Genomic DNA, 16952 nt, shown 5'->3' on the forward strand with positions numbered 1-16952 from the left:
CTGACGCACGGAGGCCCGGTCACCTGCGTGACCGGGCCTCCGTCGTGGTAGCGGGGACAGGATTCGAACCTGCGACCTCTGGGTTATGAGCCCAGCGAGCTACCGAGCTGCTCCACCCCGCGTCGGTGATCCCTACAGTACACCTGCCGGGCACCGGAGTCACACCTGCCGGCCACCGGAGCTCGGTGTCGGTCCCGCGACGCGCGCGACGCCACGCCCGCGACGACACTGTGACCAGCCGCTCGTCCCCTGGAGGTCCCCCGTGTCCCAACCGTCCGCCGGCCTGCGCAACGTCGATCTGCTGGCCATCTACTGCAACGACCACCTGGCTGCCTCGACCGGGGGCATCGAGCTGGTCCGGCGGATGCTGGACGTGCACCGGGGGACGAAGTACGCACCCAGGCTCGAGCAGCTGCTGGCCGAGCTGCACGAGGAGAAGGCCGCGCTGAGCGCCACCATGGACGCCCTCGGCCTCCCGATCCAGCGGCACAAGCAGGTGGCGCTGTGGATCGGCGAGAAGATCTCGCGGCTGAAGCTCAACGGCCGCCTCCTGACCCGCTCCCCGCTGAGCGACCTGGTGGAGTTCGAGTTCCTCGCCTCCGCGGTCCGGGCCAAGCGCAGCGGATTCGAGACCCTGCGGGAGGTGGCCGACGCCGACGACCGCCTCGACAAGGAACAGCTCGACGGGCTGGTCGAGCAGGCCAACCGGCAGCACGAGTGGGCCACCGTGGTTCGGCGCGAGGTCGCCGCGCGGGTCTTCGGCGGGAACGACCACGCGTCGGACCGGGCGGCGGACTGACCCCTCCGGGTCCCGGCGGGCCCGGAACGTCCGCCGGAACGGGTTTGCCGCCCCCGCGGGTCGTGCACACCGGAGGAGGCCGATGTCGCCGCACCTCCCCGGTCGCGGCACCGCGTTCGTGCGGCCGGGCCGCGCCCGCGCCGCGACAACCACGGAAGGGGCTGCCGTGCGCGCAACGGGAGAAGCCGGGACCGGTCGGGTCGTCGTCGTGACCGGTGCGAGCGGGGGGATCGGGCGGGCCACCGCCGTCGCCTTCGCCCGCAGAGGGGACCGGGTAGCCCTGCTGGCCCGGGGCGAGACCGGCCTGGCCGGGGCCGCAGCGGACGTGCGGGCCGCCGGCGGCACCCCGCTGGTGATCCCGGTCGACGTCGCCGACGCGGCGGCCGTCGACGCGGCGGCGAGCCAGGTGGAGGAGGAGTTCGGGCCGATCGACGTCTGGTGCAACGTCGCCTTCAGCACCGTGTTCGCGCCCTTCGAGGAGATCACCGCCGAGGAGTGGGAGCGCGTCACCCAGGTCACCTACCTCGGGTTCGTGCACGGCACCATGTCGGCGCTGCGGCGGATGAAGCCCCGAGACCGCGGCGTGATCGTGCAGACCGGCTCCGCCCTGGCGTACCGGGGCATCCCCCTGCAGAGCGTCTACTGCGGGGCCAAGCACGCCATCAAGGGCTTCACCGAGTCCCTGCTGACCGAGCTCCGGCACGACGGCAGCAACGTGCACGTCACGATGGTCAACCTGCCCGGGGTCAACACCCCGCAGTTCGACTGGGTGCTCAACAGGCTCCCCGAACGGCCGCAGCCGGTGCCGCCGATATACCCGGTGGACATGATGGCCGAGGCCCTCGTGCACGCGAGCGAGCACCCGCGGCGCCGTGCGTGGTGGGTCGGCAACCCGACCGTCTGGACGATCCTCGGCAACAAGGTCTGGCCGCAGTTCCTCGACTGGTACCTCGCCCGCAACGGGTACGAGGGCCAGCAGCGCGGTGAGCCGGCCTCTCCGGACGACCCGGTGAACCTCTGGAAGCCGGCCGACGGGCCCGACGGCCGCGACTTCGGCGCCCGCGGCAGCTTCCGGCACCGCACCCGCGACCGGGATCCGCAGATCTGGGCCTCCCGCCACCACGGCACCCTCGCCGCGGCCGGTGCCGGTCTCCTGGCGACGGCGGTGGCCGCCTGGCGCCGCGACCGCTGACCGATGGCGGGGCGGATCGAGGACTACGCGCTGATCGGGGACCTGCAGACCTCCGGATCATGTACGGCCTCGACAGCACCCGGCGGCTGCCGGAGCACGAGCTGCCCTGGCTCGCCGGCTACGAGGGCTCCGCGCCGGTACGGATCGGGAACGCCGCCGCCGACCAGTTCCAGCTCGACGTCTGGGGCGAGGTGCTCGACAGCCTGCACCTGGCCCGCGAGGCCGGCATGCCGCACAGCGCGGACGCGTGGTCCCTGCAGCGGGAGCTCCTGGACTACCTGGAGGGCGCGTGGCACGAGCCCGGCAACGGCCTGTGGGAGGTGCGCGCCACGCGTCGGCACTTCGTGCACAGCAAGGTCATGGCCTGGGCCGGCGTCGACAGCGCGGTGCGGGCGGTCGAACAGCAGGGCCTCGACGGTCCGGTGGACCGCTGGCGGGCCCTGCGGGAGGAGATCCACGCCGACGTGTGCGCGAAGGGCTACGACGCCGAGCGCGGCACGTTCACCCAGTACTACGGCTCGCGGGGTCTGGACGCGGCCCTGCTGCTCATCCCGCGGTTCGGGTTCCTCGACTGGGACGACCCCCGGGTGACGGGCACCGTCGAGGCCGTCCGCCGCGAACTGGACGAGGACGGCCTCCTGCTGCGGTACCGGCCGGAGGCCGAGGACACCGACGACGGGCTGCCCGGTCCCGAGGGCGCCTTCCTCGCCTGCAGCTTCTGGCTGGTCGACGCGCTGAACGGCACGGGACGCCGAACCGAGGCGACGGAGTTGTTCGAGCGGTTGCTCGGGCTGCGCAACGACGTCGGGTTGCTGAGCGAGGAGTACGACACCCGGCTCGGTCGTCAGCTCGGCAACGTGCCGCAGGCGTTCAGCCACGTCGGCCTGGTCAACGCCGCCCGGCACCTCAGCGGGACGCACCCGGCCGAGCAACCCGGATCGGACACAGCCGGCCGGCTCTGAGCCGGCTGGTCCCGTGGGAGTCGGGCCGTCCGGACCTCAGGACGGCGTGAGTCCGGCAGCAAGGTGTGACAGATGTGCGCAAGTCCCCAGCGGCGGTGCTGACATCGTCGTGGGGCGGGAGGACGGCGCTTCCCGCAGACCCCATACGTGCTCACCGGCCAAGTGACTACGGTGCTCGCGATGGCGCGAGTCTTGGTGACGGGGATGTCAGGCGCCGGGAAGACGACGCTCTTGGCCGAGCTGGGACGCCGAGGTCACCTGACCGTTGACACCGACTACGGCGGGTGGAAACGTCCCGACGGCACTTGGGACGAACAGCGCATGGACCGGCTGCTGGCCACGCACCCTGAGGTGGTCATCTCCGGCACGGTGGACAACCAAGGCCGCTTCTACGACCGCTTCGAGCATGTCGTCCTCCTGAGCGCGCCGCTTGACGTGCTGCTGGACCGGGTGCGCACCCGGCAGAACAACCCGTACGGCAAGACGATGGAGCAGCAGGCCGAGATGGCCCGCTACCTGGACGAGGTCGAGCCGCTCCTGCGCCGAGGTGCCAGCCGGGAGCTCGACGGGCGACGTCCGGTAGCCGAACTCGCCGATGTGGTGGAGGACCTTCTCACCGGCAGGTCGTGACCTGCAGCTCGACCCAGCGGAGGTCACGCGCTGTCGTGCGACTTGCGCACAGAACATCTCACCTTGCTGCTGAACTCGGGACGGCGTGAGTTCGGCAGCAGGTGGCCTCAGGTGGTGCGCAGGAAGGGCACGTCTGGCCGCCCCGCCGGGCGTTGAGCCGCGTCAGGGCGCGGTTCAACGCCCGGTGGCTCGGCTCGACCCGCGTGCCAATACGGCACGGCGGGCCTCCATGCCGGGCGGGGCCCCTCCCACCCGGGAGTCACCGTGCTGCCGAACTCAGGACGGGGTGCGCGCTTCCTCCGCGCTCGCGTTCGCCGCGTCCCGGTCGGCCGCCCGGGTCCGCTGCGGTTCGACGGTGTACTTCGGGTCCTTCGCGCTGGCCATGCCGGCGTCGAAGACACCGAACCGGGTGAGCGCGGAGCCGGCCGCCAGGAGGGCTCCCCCGAGCACCGCCGGCAGCCGGCGCCGGCCGGAGGCCAGCGTCAGCGCCGTCCCCGCGACCGTGCAGGCCCGGGCCGCCTTCAGCAGCCGACCCGGGCGGCCGGCGCGGTAGGGCTCGCTGACCAGCCCGTGGCCGTGCTCCACCCGGTGCATAATCCCGAGCTCGATCGCGGCACCGGCGACCGCGACCTTCCGGGCGGGCCCGGCCTCCGCGACCGGGGTGCACGCCGTGGCGATGCCTCCCCCGGCGGCCATGGCCGAGCCGGCGAAGACCAACGGCAGCTCCCGGTGCGCCTCGTGCCACGAGGGCACCGCGGTGTCGGAGAGCAGCGCCGCCGTGTAGGTGGTCATCGGCCCGCCGAGCACGGCCGCCCCCACCCCGGTGAGCACCCGCAGGCGCGGGAAGCGACCCAGCAGGTGGGCGCCGGCCGTCGCCGTGGCCAGGGCGCTGAACGGCGCCAGGATCCAGGACCCCACCGACAACGGCGACGTCGGCTTGAACACGCGCAGCATGTAGAGGAACCGCGCCGGCCGGCCCAGGTCGTGGATGAGGAAGGCCACCGACGAGAGCGCCCCGCCACCGGCGGTCAGGTGCGCGACCCGCGCGAGCTGCGGCCGGCCGGTCAGCTCGGCCATCGTCCCCAGCAGCGCCGACGAGCCGGCCGCCCCACCGAGGAAGAGGTACAGCGGCACGTCCGGGGTCTTCCACACCGGCGGCTTGATCACCGGCCGCCCGTAGTAGGAGGTGAACTCCGCCTCCCCGACCACCGACTCGCCAGGACGCGGCGGGCGGCCCCCAGCGCGACGCCGTCGCTCCCGGTCCTCGGCCGGTGGCCCGTCCGCCCGGCGCCAGCCCGCCCCGGGGACGCCGTCGGCCGCCGTCACCGGCGTCGCCCCACGAACGCCGACGCCACCACGCCGACCACCATCGCCGCGCCGGCAGCGACGTGCCGCCACATCGACGGCAGGTCGCGGGTGGTCACCACCGGGTCCGGCGGGAGCCCGTACACCTCCGGCTCGTCCAGCAGCAGGAAGAAGGCGCCCGCGCCACCGACGCCGTCGTCCTCGTCGCGCCCGTAGAGCCGGACGCCCTCGACCCCCTTGTCCTGCAGCGCCGCCAGCCGGGCGTCGGCCCTGGCCCGGAGCTCGTCGAGGTCGCCGAACTGGATCGACTCGGTCGGGCAGGCGCTCGCGCACGCGGGCTGGAGCCCGTCGGTGAGCCGGTCGTAGCAGAGGGTGCACTTGAACACCCGCCCGTCGTCCTCCCGCTGGTCGATGACGCCGTAGGGGCAGGCGGGCACGCAGTAGCCGCAGCCGTTGCAGATGTCCTCCTGCACCACGACGCTGCCGAACTCGGTGCGGAACAGCGAGCCGGTCGGGCAGACGTCCAGGCAGGCGGCGTGCGTGCAGTGCTTGCAGACGTCGGAGCTCATCAGCCACCGGATCTCCCGGTCCGCCGACGGCGTCTGCTGCGGCGCGCTCTGCTCGGCCGTGGTCGCCGACGCCGGCACCCGGGGGTGGACGACGGGCGGGTCCTGCAGCGGCCGCTGACCGCCGACCGCGCCCGGCGCTCCCACCGTCGGCATCGGGAGGTCGACCGCGCGGCTCTGCTCGACGAACGCCACGTGCCGCCAGCTGTTGGCCCCGAGCATGCCGGTGTTGTCGTACGACGCCCCGGTCAGCCCGAGCTGCGCCCGGTTGCCCTCGGCGTCGTCCATCGGGAGCGTGTTCCACTCCTTGCACGCCACCTCGCACGCCTTGCAGCCGATGCACACCGACGTGTCGGTGAAGAAGCCGACCCGGGGCGGGTGGTCGTCGCCGTACCCGCGCTCGCCGGCGACGTCGGGGACCGGGCCGAACAACCGGTTCTGCGGGTCGTCCCCGGAGAAGGCGGTGCTCGCTGAACTGATGGTCGTCATGACCGCTCCTCGATCGGGGCCCGTCCGTTCGGTCCCAGCCGCCCGCTCGCGACGCCGGCCCGGCGGCGGTGGTCCTCGACGAACTCGACCAGCTCCGGCCCCCGGGGCCGGCGGCCGGGCCGGATGTCGCAGGTGGCGACCTTGGACTCCTGGATGTGCACGTTCGGGTCCATCACCACGCCGAGCAGCTCGTTCGCCGAGTCGCCGGTGGTGATGCCGTTCTGGCCCCAGTGGTACGGGATCCCGATCTGGTGCACCTCGCGGCCGGCGACCCGCAGGGGGCGCATCCGCTCGGTGACGAGCACCCGTGCCTCGATGGCGTTGCGGGCGCTGACCAGCGTGGCCCAGCCCATGTGCTCCAGCCCGCGCTCGGCGGCCAGCTGGGGGCTGACCTCGCAGAAGAACTCGGGCTGCAGCTCGGCGAGGTACTCCAGGGTGCGGCTCATCCCGCCGGCGGTGTGGTGCTCGGTGAGCCGGTAGGTGGTGACGACGAACGGGAAGACCTCGTTCATCGCGGGGTTGGCCCGGTTCCACGCTCCTCTGAGCTCCTTGCGCGCCGGGTTGGCCTGCCGCGCGTACAGCGGGTTGGGCACCGGCGACTCGGCGGGCTCGTAGTGGGTCGGCATCGGCCCGTCGGCCAGCCCGGCGGGCACGAACAGCCACGCCTTGCCGTCACCCTGCATGATGAACGGGTCCGTGCCGGCCAGCGCGTCCTCGGCCGTGGCGCCCTCGGGCGGGGTGTAGTCGGGCCGCTTGGTGGCCTGGAAGTCCGGGACGTCGGGCCCGGTCCACTTTCCGGCGTCCTCGTCCCAGTACACGTACTTCTTCCGCTCGCTCCACGGCCGGCCCTCGGGATCGGCCGAGGCACGGTTGTAGAGCACCCGGCGGTTCATCGGCCACGCCCAGCCCCACTCCGGCGCCACCAGGTCCTGCTCGGTGTGCGGCTTCTTGCGGTTGGCCTGGTTGATCTCGTCGGCGAAGACACCGGAGTAGATCCAGCAGCCGCACCTGGTCGAGCCGTCGTCGGCCAGCTCGGTGTACCCCGACACCGCCGTGCCGTCCGGCCCCGTCCCGCTGATCTCGCGGAGCACCGCGTGCGCGCTGGGCTCCTGCAGCGGACCGTGGGTCGGGTAGTCCCAGGTGAGATCGAGGATCGGCCGGTCCCGCGGGTCGGTGGAGCCGGCGAGCTTCTCGCGGATGATTCGGCCGAGGTGGAAGTAGAACCACAGGTCGCTGCGGCAGTCCCCCTGCGGCTCCACGGCCTGGGAGTGCCACTGCAGAAGCCGCTGGGTGTTGGTGAACGAGCCGTCCTTCTCCACGTGCGCCGCGGCGGGCAGGAAGAAGACCTCGGTGGGGATCTGCTCGGTGATCAGCTCACCGGTCTCGATCTCCGGGCCGTTCTCCCAGAAGGTGGCGGACTCGATCATCTGCAGGTCGCGGACGACGAGCCATTCCAGGTTGGCCAGGCCGAGGCGGGACATCTTCCCGTTCGCGTTGCCGACGACCGGGTTCTCCCCCACCAGGAAGTACCCGGGGACGGTGCCCTGGATCTGCTCGGCGATCGTCGAGTAGTTGCTGTGGTCGCCGGTCAACCGGGGCAGGTGGTCGAAGCAGAAGTCGTTCTCCGGCTGCGCGGCGTCGCCCCACCACGCCTTGAGCAGGCTGACCGCGTACTTCCGCATGTTGCCCCAGTAGCCGACCGAGCCCGAGGCCTCGGCGACGAAGTCGTCCAGGTCACGGTCCTCGCGGGCGTGCGGCATCGGGATGTACCCGGGTAGCAGGTTGTAGAGCGTCGGGATGTCGGTCGACCCCTGGATGCTGGCGTGCCCGCGCAGCGCCAGGATGCCGCCCCCGGGGCGCCCCATGTTGCCCAGCAGGGCCTGCAGCACGCTCGCGGCCCGGATGTACTGGACGCCGACGGTGTGCTGGGTCCACCCCACCGAGTAGACGAAGGCGCTGGTGCGCTCCCGGCCGGAGTTGCTGGTCAGCGCATCGGCGACCTTGCGGAAGACCGCCGGCTCGATGCCGCAGACCTCCTGGACCAGCTCGGGGGTGTAGCGCGCGTAGTGGCGCTTGAGCACCTGGAAGACGCACCGCGGGTGCTGGAGGGTCTCGTCCCGCTGCGGCTTGCCGCCGACGGGCAGGCCGCCGCTGCCCGACTCCTCCGAGCTGCCCTCCGCGTGCTCCTCCGGGTCGGGCGCCGTCCCGGGCTGCCGACCGTCGCGGGAACCGGAGGCCCCCGGCTTGGGCCCCTGGCGCTGACCGGCCGCGGCGGTCACGGGAGCGCCCTCGTACTGCCACGACTTCTCCTCGTACTGCCCCTTCTCGGGGTCGTAGCCGGAGAACAGGCCGTCGAGGTCCTCGGTGTCCTGGAAGTCCTCCCGCAGGATGGCCGCCGCGTTGGTGTAGGCGGCGACGTACTCCCGGAACTCCAGCCCGTTGGACAGCACGTGGTTGATCAGCCCGCCGAGGAAGGCGATGTCGCTGCCCGCCCGCAGCGGCACGTGCAGATCGGCGAGCGCGCTGGTGCGGGTGAACCGCGGGTCGACGTGGATGACCGTCGCGCCGCGCGCCTTGGCCTCCATCACCCACTGGAAGCCCACGGGGTGGGCCTCGGCCATGTTGGAGCCCTGGATGACGATGCAGTCGGAGTTGGCCAGGTCCTGCTGCGGCATCGTCGCGCCGCCGCGACCGAACGTGGTCCCCAGACCGGGGACCGTGGAGGAGTGCTATATGCGCGCCTGGTTCTCGACCTGGACCGCGCCCAGGGCGGTGTAGAGCTTCTTCATGAGGTAGTTCTCCTCGTTGTCGAGGGTCGCCCCTCCGAGGCTCGCTATCCCCATCGTCCGGTTGACCCGCTTGCCGTCGACCTCGTCCTGCCAGGTCTCGCGGCGGGTCCTGATCACCCGGTCGGCGATCATGTCCATCGCGGTGTCGAGGTCGAGGTCCTCCCACTCCGTCCCGTACGGACGGCGGTAGCGGACCTTGGTCTGACGGGTCGTACTGGTGACCAGGTTCTTGCTGGCCGCCCCCTTGGGGCACAGCCGGCCGCGGCTGATCGGCGAGTCGGGGTCACCCTCGATCTGGGTGACCTTCTCGTCCTGGACGAACACCCGCTGGCTGCAGCCCACCGCGCAGTAGGGGCACACGCTCTGCACCACCCGGTCGGCGGTGGCCGTGCGGGGGGTCAGGGAGTTCGTGCGCTTGCTCCGGACGGCGTCGCCACGACCGAGCGGATCGTTCCCGGTGAGCTGCCGGACCACCGGCCAGGCGTCGAGCCAGGTCTTCATGCGCCCCTCCTGCAGAGCCCGCGCCGCCGGGAGGGGCGGACGGGTCGCCGGGCGTGCAGGCACGGTCTCGGTCGCACACCTCGGCCCGTTCAGCTGCCGGATCCGACCCTAGCCACCCCCCGCGCGGCCCGCACGTCCGCGCGCTGCGCGGCGGTCGCCGGCTCGCCCGCGCCGGGCTCGTCGCCCAGCATGGGGACGGTGAGCGGGAAGCCGGATGCCGTCGTCGTCGGTTCGGGGCCCAACGGCCTGGCCGCGGCCCTGCGGCTGGCCGCCGCCGGCCTGCGGGTGCAGGTCCTCGAGCGGGCGGCGACCCCGGGCGGGGGCATCCGCACGGCGGCGCTGACCCGGCCGGGCTTCGCGCACGACGTGTGCGCGTCGGTGCACCCCATGGCGGCCGCCGCTCCGTTCTTCCGCGAGTTCGACCTGCCGTCCCGCGGCGTGCGGCTCCTGCACCCGGAGGTCCCGTACGCCCACCCCCTCGACGAGGGCCGGGCCGCGGTCGCCCACCGGTCGCTGGAGCAGACGGCCGACGGGTTCGGGCCCGACGGCCCCGCCTACCGCCGGTTGCTCGGCCCGCTGGTCGACGCGGGCGACGACCTGGTGGACTTCTTCCTCGGCAGCGCGCTGCGCCGGATCCCCACCCGGAGCCTCCCGGCGATGGCCTCGTTCGCCGTCAACGGCCTGCCCGACGTCCGCTGGCTGGCGCGCCGGTGGTTCCGCACCGAGGAGCCGAGCGCACTGCTCGCCGGGGCCGCCGCGCACGGGACGCTGGACCTCACCCGCGCGATCACCGGCGGGCTCGGCCTGCTGCAGGGGATGCTGGCTCACCACAGCGGCTGGCCGGTGGTCGAGGGCGGCTCGCAGCGGTTGGCCGACGCGATGGTCGTCGCCCTCCGGGAACAGGGAGGTGAGGTGGTCACCGGGCACGAGGTCACCGACCTGCGCGAGTTCGAGGGCGTCCCCGCGGTCCTGCTGGACACCACCCCGCAGGCCTTCGTCCGGCTGGCCGGCGACCGCGTCCACGAGGGGTACCGCCGCTGGGTCTCCCGGTACCGCCACGGCCCAGGCGTCTTCAAGATCGACTGGGCGCTGTCGGAACCGGTGCCCTGGACTCATGCCGACGTCCGCCGCGCCGGCACCGTGCACCTGTCGGGCACCCTCGACGAGACCGTTGCCGCCGAGTCCGCCCCCTCCTCGGGACGCGACACCGACCGGCCGTTCGTGATCGCCGTGCAGCCGACCGTGGCCGACCCGACGCGGGCACCGTCCGGGGGGCACGTGCTGTGGGCCTACGCGCACGTGCCGAACGGGTCCGACGTCGACATGACCGACCGGATCGAGGCGCAGGTGGAGCGGTTCGCCCCGGGGTTCCGCGACACGATCCTGGCCCGGCACACCATGCGCGCACCCGAGATGGAGGCGTACAACCCGAACTACGTCGGCGGGGAGATCTCCAACGGCGAGGCGTCCCTCCGGCAGATGCTCGCCCGCCCGGTGCCCCGGTGGAACACCTACAAGACGCCCGTGCCGGGCACCTACCTGGCCTCGTCAGCCACCCCACCGGGACCCGCCGTCCACGGCATGTGCGGGGACAACGCGGCACGGGTGGCGCTGCGGGAGGTCTTCGGCGTGCGCACCGGGCCCCCGTTGCGGCCCCCCGCGGCCCGACGCCCCGGTTCGCGCGCCCCGGGTTCGGACCCCGGGGGCCGCGGGTAGCGGACGTGGTGCCGCACCGGTCCACCCGCCACAGCGCGAGGAGCACCCATGAGCGAACCGACCCGGAGCAACTCCACCAGCGACCTGCTCCAGTCGTTGAGCACCGACCTCTCGGCCCTGGTCCGGCAGGAGCTGCAGCACGCCCAGGCCGAGCTGGCCGGCAAGGCCAAGCAGGCCGGTCGCGCCGGCGCACTCCTCGGCGCCGCCGGCGTCCTCGGCGCGATGTCCGTCGGCAGCGCGACGGCCCTCCTGCTGCGCGCCCTGGACCGCAGGGTGAGCCCAGCCACCTCCGCCGCGCTGGCGACCGGGCTCCTCGCCGGTGGCGCCGGCGCGCTCCTCGGGGGTGCGCTCGCGGAGCTGCGCCGTGCGTGGCCGCTGGTCCCGGACGAGACGGTGGAGAGCCTGCGCGACGACGTCCGCATCGCCTCAGCCCGCCGCCCGGCCGCGGGCTGAGGCACCGCGGCGCTCAGCGCCGCGCGGCGTCCAGAGCGGGGCGCGGCGACCGCGACCGGTCGGGCATCGGGGGCACCGCCGGTTGCGGCGCGTCGTCCGCGGGCGCGGATCGGACGAGGCGCAGGACGAGCACGACGGCGGCCAGCAGGTAGACCGGGGTGCCGGCGGCCCACAGGACGGCGCCGGCCACCTGCTGGTCGGCCACGGGGTCGAAGCCGTGGTCGGCGGCCCGCTCGACGTACACCCCGTACCAGGGGCTGGACGAGAGCATCATGACGCCACCGAGCACGGCCTCGCCGAACGCCGGCACGAGCACGGCGACCAGCCCCGCCACGAGCTGGCCGAGCCGTCGGCGCGGGACGCGCAGCACGCACCACCAGAAGACGACACCCGCGGCGAGGAACGTCAGGTGCTCGGCGACGTGCACCGCCTCCGAGCGCACCGCCGCCTCGTAGGCCCCCGGCAGGTGCCAGAGGAGGACCACGGTCAGGTAGCCGACGGCCACCCCGAGCACCACGGCGGGACGACGGGCACCCCGGGCCACCGCCGACCACGGGCGGGCGAGGACCTCGCGGGCCCGGGGCGGCAGCGCGGTGAGCACGCGCGGCACCGGATCGGCGAGCACGAGCAGCGGCGCGGCGACGATGGTCAGCAGCAGGTGCTGCGTCATGTGGGCGGTGAGGGAGTCCTCCGCCAGCCGCTCCAGCGGCGAGGCGAGGGCGGCGCCGAGCGCGGTCAGGCCGAGCAGCCAGGCCGCCCCCGGTCCGGCCGCCGCCCAGGGCGAGCGACGACGGGGCGCGGTCCAGGCCAGCAGGCAGGCGTAGCCGAGCGCGGCCAGCCCGAGGAAGGCGATCGTCGCGTACGACCAGTCGCCGCCCCCGCCGAGCGGGTGGGCCAGCGTGCTGCCGGGGACCGGGGCGCCGCTCACCGCGCCGGCCCTCCGGCCACCACGTCGAGGACCGTGTGCATGCCCGCGGCGTGGTGGCCGGTCACGGTGCACCACAGCTCCACGCGCTCGTCCGCCGCCACCGCGAACGCCAGCTCGTGCGCCTCGCCCGGGTCGAGCACCGGGGTGACGGCACGTTGGTCGCCGTCGACGCGGACGGCGAGGTCGTGCGGCGCCGCTCCCGCGTTGGTCACCACGAGCCGGATCTCCCCCGGGAGCAGCGGACGCCCCTCGGTCACGATCTCCCACTCGGTCAGCCCGACGCGCTGGTCGGCGGCCGGCGGCGCGGGTGCCGCCGGTGCCGTGGACGAGGCCCCGGCCGCGCACCCGCTGAGGAGGACCGCGAGCCCAAGCGGCACCAGCCGCCGGTGCGCCCGGCGCCCGGTCACGGCTCCTCCAGCAGGGCGCGGACCGCGTCGGCGGCCGGGTGGTCGGGGGCCAGCTCCAGGAACCGCCGCAGCGTGGCGGCCGCCGCGTCGTCGGCGAGCGCGTGCTGCGCGGACCCCAGCATGAGCAGCGCCTCCGGGTGCTCGGGGTGCTCGGCCAGCACGGTCTCCACCACGGGGCGGGCCTCGCCGGGCCGATCGTCGCGGAGCAGGGCGAACGCCAGCGAGAGCGCCACCGCCGGGTCGCCCGGCCGCTCCTCGAGCACCGCCCGGTAGCCGGTCGCCGCCTCGGCGAAGTGCCCGGCGTCGTCCAGCGCCCGCGCCTGCCGCAGCAGCTCGTCGGCGGGGTCGGCGCCGACCGCGCCCGGGGCGCTCACCGGTGCGGATCCCTCTTCGGCGGCGTCGGCGGCGGCGGGCGCCGCGGCGCGGGGGACGACGACCAGGGCGACGGCGCCGGCCGCGGCCACGGCGACCACCGGGACGACGACCGCCGGTCGCGGCAGCCATGTCCGCCGCACCCGGACCGGCCTCTCCTCCGGAGCCGGGGCGCCGCCCTCACCGAGGTCGTCGGGGACCGGCTCCCGCCGGGGGGCCGACAGCCGCAGGATCTCGGCCAGCAGCTCGTCCTCCGCGGCGCGCGCCTGCGCGGTCGTCCGCGGCCCGGACCGGACGTCGTCCAGCAGCTGCAGGGCCGCCTCCAGGCGCTCGTCGTCGCCCGACCCGGTCAGCCGGTCCGGCCGCGCGGCGGCCGCGGCCACGGCGGCCTCGGCCGCCGCGCGGTCGGCGTCGGTCAACGTGATTCGGCTGCCCGGCCGCCGGCGGGAGACCAGGACGCCGACCGCGACCACCCCGCCCACCAGGGCCACCCCCGGCAGGACGACCAGCGCCCAGCCCACCCCCTCCCGGGGCGGGTCGAGCAGGATCCACTCGCCGTAGCGCCCCACGAACCAGGCGCGGATCTCCTCGGGGCTCTCGCCCGCCGCCACCTGCTCGGCGATGACCGCCCGCATCCCCCGGGCCGCCGGCGCCGCCGAGTCCGCCGCGGACTCGCCCGCACAGGTGGGGCACCGCAGTCCGGCCGCGATCTCCCGCGCGGTCGCCGCCGGATCGGGCTGCGTGACCGGCTCCTGGCGCCACCACAGCGCGGCGACGAGGGCGAGCACCGCGAGCACGACGGCCAGGACCCGCGCCCGGCCGCTCACCCCGCCTCCAGCCGCGGCAGCACCTCGTCCGCCAGCCACGCGGCGGAGACCGCGCCCACCCGGCGGGCGACGACCGTGCCGTCCCGGTCGACGACGAAGGTCTCGGGCACACCCGTCGTCCCCCACTCCACGGCCAGCCGGCCGTCGGCGTCGGCCACGCTCGGGAACGGGGTGCCGCCGACGCCCGCGAGGAACTCGCGGGCGGCGTCGTCGTCGTCGTTCACGTCGATGCCGACGACCCGCAGGCCCTGCGGCCCCCACTGCCGCGCCGTCTCGACCAGCAACGGCATCTCCTCCCGGCACGGCGCGCACCACGAGGCCCAGACGTTCACGAGCACCACCGAACCGCGCAGGTCCGCGAGGTCGACGTGCCCACCGTCCAGGGTGGCACCCGCCAGGGCCGGGGCCGGGCTCCCCACGATCGCCGTGGAGGGGGCCCCCTCGGGCCGGTCCAGCGCGAGCGCGAGCGGCACGGTCAGCACCAGACCCACGAGCAGGGCGGGGACCAGCAGCAGCCACCGCCGCCGGCCACTCACCGCTCCCCCGACGACAGGCTCGTCGCGGGTTCCTCCGACGCCTGCTGCCCCCGCCGGACGCGGCGGGCGGGCCAGCCGGCCACCGCGGCCCCCAGCGCCATCACCCCGCCGGCGATCCAGAGCCAGGAGACCAGCGGGTTCACCGCGATCCGGACCAACGCCCACCCGCCGTCCGGGTCGACCTCGGTGACGGTCAGGTAGACGTCACCGGCGAGCGTGGACCGGACCGCCGGCGAGGCCACCGTGATGGAGTGCGCGGGGAACGTCCGCAGCTCGGGCGCGGCCGCGCCCCTCGCCCGGCCGGCCTCCTCCAGCTCCAGCCGCGCGACCACGCGCATCTCCTGCGCCGTCCGCTCGCGTTCCACCGATTCCAGCCGCGCCGTCCAGCCCGCCGCCCTCACCGCGTCCCCCACCGCGACGCGCTGCTCCGTCGCCGCCGCGAAGGAGGAGGACGCCGCCACGGCGACGGCGGCCAGCGCCACCCCGACGTGCACGACCAGCCCGCCGTACAACCGGCGCCGGCGGCGGCCGGCCTCCAGCAGCGCCCGCGGCCACGACCGGCCGGTGGCCCGCCGGACGACGCGCGTCCCCTGGCCGACCAGCTGCACCGACGTGGCCAGGACGAGGGCGGCCAGGCCGAACGCGGTCAGCGCCGCGGCGCCGGAGACGCCCAGCACCACCAGCAGCGCGACCAGCCCGACGGCGACGGCGACCGGCACCGCCACCCGGCGGGCGAGCGCCGGCACCGAGTCGCTCCCCCACGACACCAGCGGACCCAGCGCCATCAGCAGCAGCACGACGAGCGCGACCGGCACCGCCATCTGGTTGTAGTAGGGCGGGCCCACCGACACCTGGCGACCGTCGGCCAGCTGGGCGAACACCGGGAAGAGGGTGCCCAGCAGGACGGTGAAGGCCAGCCCGACCAGCAGCACGTTGTTCCCGAGGAACACCGTCTCCCGGGAGAGCCGGGCGGACAGGGTCCCGTCGGGCCCGAGCCGGTCGGCCCGCCACACCAGCAGCACCGCGACGACGACCAGCACGACGGCGACGAACCCCAGGAGCAGCGCACCCAGCGACGACCGGCTGAAGGCGTGGACGCTGTCGACGATGCCGCTGCGGGTCAGGAACGTGCCGACCAGCACGAGCACGAAGGAGGCGACGGCCAGGCAGACGTTCCACACCCGCAGGGTCGCCCGCCGCTCCTGCACCATGGCGGAGTGCAGCAGCGCCGTGGCCGTCAGCCACGGCAGCAGGGAGGCGTTCTCCACCGGGTCCCACGCCCAGTAGCCGCCCCAGCCCAGCACCGCGTAGGACCACCAGGCGCCGAGCACGATCCCCAGCGTCAGGAAGGTCCAGGACACGAGGGTCCACCGGCGGACGGCCAGCAGCCAGCCGCGCCCGGTGTCCCCGGTGACGAGGGCCGCGACCGCGTAGGCGAAGGGGACCGCGAGTCCGACGTACCCCAGGTACAGCAGCGGGGGGTGCGCCCCCATGAGCGGGTTGTCCTGCAGCAGCGGGTTCGGGCCCGGGCCGTCGGTGGGCGCCGGGGAGACCCGCTCGAACGCGTTGCCCCCGAACAGCGCGAGCGCGAAGAAGAAGGCGGCGACGACCGACAGCGTCACCAGCACCCAGGGGTGGTGCCGGGCGGCCCGCGCGTCCGGGCGGCGGGCGACCGCGGCGGCGTAGCCGGCGAGCACCACCAGCCAGAGCAGCAGCGACCCCTCCAGGGCGGACCAGAGGCTGGTCACCGTGTAGTACAGCGGCACGGCGCGACCGCCGTTCTCCGCCACGTACCGCACGCCGAAGTCGTGGGTGAGGAGCGCCCACTCGAGCACGGCGGCGGCCGCCAGCGCCGTCCCGAGGACGGCATAGGTCAGCCGCCGCGCCGATCCGGCCGGCGCGCGGCCCGTCGCGACGCCCACCCAGGCCGCCACGGACGTGAGCGCGAGGACGAGTCCCGAGGCCAGCGAGGCGGTCCCGAGCAGCGCCGTCACCCGGTCTCCCCGATCGGCTGGTACTCGTTGGAGTGCTTGACGAGGACCAGGTCGCCCACGAAGACGCCGTCCGCGCGCAGCCACCCCTCGACGACGGCGCCCTGCCCCTCGGCGAACACCGCCGGCAGTGCCCCGGAGTAGACGACGGGAAGGGTCCCGACGCCGTCGGTGACGGTGAACCGGGCCTCCGCGCCGACGCGCTCCAGGGAGCCGGCCTGCACCAGACCCCCGAGGCGCAGCCGCTCGTCCTCCGCCGGCTGCTCCGCGACGACCTCCGTCGGCGTGCGGTAGTAGACGAGGGTGTCGGCGAGCCCGCTGACCCCCAGCAGGGCGAGCGCGCCGGAGACCGCCCCGACCACCACCAGCAGCCGGAGCGACAGGGTGCGCCGCCGCGCGGTGGACCGGCTCACCGGTCACCCCGCCCGGGCCGGGTGGCCCACAGGTACCCGGCCCACACCAGCAGCGTGAGCAGGTAGCCGAGGACCA

The 16952-nt window shown here is 74.7% G+C and carries 14 protein-coding genes, 1 tRNA gene and 1 pseudogene; 6 read left to right on the forward strand and 10 right to left on the reverse strand.

Annotated elements, in window-relative coordinates; genetic code table 11:
- Nucleotides 1–45: 45 nt before the first annotated feature.
- Nucleotides 46–122, reverse strand: a tRNA-Met gene (locus tag ACI8AP_RS10575).
- Between the two features lie 140 nt (nucleotides 123–262).
- Between ACI8AP_RS10575 and ACI8AP_RS10580 the strand changes: the two genes are divergently transcribed.
- From ACI8AP_RS10580 to ACI8AP_RS10595, 4 genes are all read left to right on the forward strand, one after another.
- Nucleotides 263–799 (forward strand): hypothetical protein, encoded by a 537-nt coding sequence (locus ACI8AP_RS10580; protein ID WP_456589298.1) that lies wholly within the window; start codon nucleotides 263–265, stop codon nucleotides 797–799.
- 166 nt (nucleotides 800–965) lie between these two features.
- Nucleotides 966–1991 carry an SDR family oxidoreductase gene (locus ACI8AP_RS10585; RefSeq protein ID WP_456589299.1) on the forward strand — a complete coding sequence of 342 codons (1026 nt, stop codon included), beginning with the start codon at nucleotides 966–968 and terminating at the stop codon, nucleotides 1989–1991.
- Between the two features lie 59 nt (nucleotides 1992–2050).
- Complete coding sequence (locus ACI8AP_RS10590; RefSeq protein WP_456589300.1) at nucleotides 2051–2953, forward strand: glycoside hydrolase family 15 protein; 903 nt, start codon at nucleotides 2051–2053, stop codon at nucleotides 2951–2953.
- Nucleotides 2954–3133: 180 nt separating this feature from the next.
- Nucleotides 3134–3583 (forward strand): AAA family ATPase, encoded by a 450-nt coding sequence (locus ACI8AP_RS10595; RefSeq protein WP_456589301.1) that lies wholly within the window; start codon nucleotides 3134–3136, stop codon nucleotides 3581–3583.
- Between the two features lie 276 nt (nucleotides 3584–3859).
- Here the strand turns inward: ACI8AP_RS10595 and nrfD are convergent, their stop codons facing one another.
- From nrfD to fdh, 3 genes and pseudogenes are all read right to left on the reverse strand, one after another.
- On the reverse strand, nucleotides 3860–4909 hold the full coding sequence (gene nrfD / locus ACI8AP_RS10600; protein ID WP_456589302.1) for an NrfD/PsrC family molybdoenzyme membrane anchor subunit: 1050 nt from the start codon (nucleotides 4907–4909) through the stop codon (nucleotides 3860–3862).
- Nucleotides 4906–5943, reverse strand: coding sequence for a 4Fe-4S dicluster domain-containing protein (locus ACI8AP_RS10605; protein ID WP_456589303.1), 1038 nt, complete (start codon nucleotides 5941–5943; stop codon nucleotides 4906–4908). The genes nrfD and ACI8AP_RS10605 overlap by 4 nt, the downstream gene beginning before the upstream one ends.
- Nucleotides 5940–9233 (reverse strand): annotated as a pseudogene (fdh, locus tag ACI8AP_RS10610) (formate dehydrogenase). The gene ACI8AP_RS10605 and the pseudogene fdh overlap by 4 nt, the downstream one beginning before the upstream one ends.
- Before the next feature lie 189 nt (nucleotides 9234–9422).
- On the opposite strand from fdh, the gene ACI8AP_RS10615 reads away from it, so the two are divergent.
- Nucleotides 9423–10949, forward strand: a complete 1527-nt coding sequence (locus tag ACI8AP_RS10615) for a phytoene desaturase family protein (protein WP_456589304.1) — start codon at nucleotides 9423–9425, stop codon at nucleotides 10947–10949.
- Between the two features lie 48 nt (nucleotides 10950–10997).
- Nucleotides 10998–11402: a phage holin family protein gene (locus ACI8AP_RS10620; protein WP_456589305.1), complete on the forward strand. Its 405-nt coding sequence runs from the start codon at nucleotides 10998–11000 to the stop codon at nucleotides 11400–11402.
- A gap of 13 nt (nucleotides 11403–11415) precedes the next feature.
- On the opposite strand, the gene ACI8AP_RS10625 is transcribed toward ACI8AP_RS10620, so the two are convergent.
- From ACI8AP_RS10625 to ACI8AP_RS10650, 6 genes are read right to left on the reverse strand one after another with little or no spacing between them, the layout of a single operon-like run.
- Nucleotides 11416–12330, reverse strand: a complete 915-nt coding sequence (locus tag ACI8AP_RS10625) for a cytochrome c oxidase assembly protein (RefSeq protein ID WP_456589306.1) — start codon at nucleotides 12328–12330, stop codon at nucleotides 11416–11418.
- Complete coding sequence (locus tag ACI8AP_RS10630) at nucleotides 12327–12737, reverse strand: hypothetical protein (RefSeq protein ID WP_456589307.1); 411 nt, start codon at nucleotides 12735–12737, stop codon at nucleotides 12327–12329. Before ACI8AP_RS10630 ends, ACI8AP_RS10625 begins: the two co-directional genes overlap by 4 nt.
- Nucleotides 12734–13936 carry a cytochrome c-type biogenesis protein CcmH gene (locus ACI8AP_RS10635; protein WP_456589308.1) on the reverse strand — a complete coding sequence of 401 codons (1203 nt, stop codon included), beginning with the start codon at nucleotides 13934–13936 and terminating at the stop codon, nucleotides 12734–12736. The genes ACI8AP_RS10630 and ACI8AP_RS10635 overlap by 4 nt, the downstream gene beginning before the upstream one ends.
- Nucleotides 13933–14472, reverse strand: coding sequence for a TlpA family protein disulfide reductase (locus tag ACI8AP_RS10640; protein WP_456589309.1), 540 nt, complete (start codon nucleotides 14470–14472; stop codon nucleotides 13933–13935). Before ACI8AP_RS10640 ends, ACI8AP_RS10635 begins: the two co-directional genes overlap by 4 nt.
- A complete protein-coding gene (locus ACI8AP_RS10645) occupies nucleotides 14469–16466 on the reverse strand; it encodes a heme lyase CcmF/NrfE family subunit (protein ID WP_456589310.1) in 1998 nt (665 codons plus the stop codon). The genes ACI8AP_RS10640 and ACI8AP_RS10645 overlap by 4 nt, the downstream gene beginning before the upstream one ends.
- A complete protein-coding gene (locus ACI8AP_RS10650; protein ID WP_456589311.1) occupies nucleotides 16463–16876 on the reverse strand; it encodes a cytochrome c maturation protein CcmE in 414 nt (137 codons plus the stop codon). The genes ACI8AP_RS10645 and ACI8AP_RS10650 overlap by 4 nt, the downstream gene beginning before the upstream one ends.
- Between the last annotated feature and the right edge of the window lie 76 nt (nucleotides 16877–16952).

The organism is Blastococcus sp. SYSU DS1021 (genome assembly GCF_054050995.1).

What these genes read in the sequence shown, in the direction of transcription:
- ACI8AP_RS10590 (WP_456589300.1), top strand. Translation starts at nt 2,051, where the DNA reads ATGTACGGCCTCGACAGCACCCGGCGGCTGCCGGAGCACGAGCTGCCC.
- ACI8AP_RS10595 (WP_456589301.1), top strand. Translation starts at nt 3,134, where the DNA reads ATGGCGCGAGTCTTGGTGACGGGGATGTCAGGCGCCGGGAAGACGACG.
- ACI8AP_RS10605 (WP_456589303.1), bottom strand. Translation starts at nt 5,943, where the DNA reads ATGACGACCATCAGTTCAGCGAGCACCGCCTTCTCCGGGGACGACCCG.
- ACI8AP_RS10615 (WP_456589304.1), top strand. Translation starts at nt 9,423, where the DNA reads ATGGGGACGGTGAGCGGGAAGCCGGATGCCGTCGTCGTCGGTTCGGGG.
- ACI8AP_RS10620 (WP_456589305.1), top strand. Translation starts at nt 10,998, where the DNA reads ATGAGCGAACCGACCCGGAGCAACTCCACCAGCGACCTGCTCCAGTCG.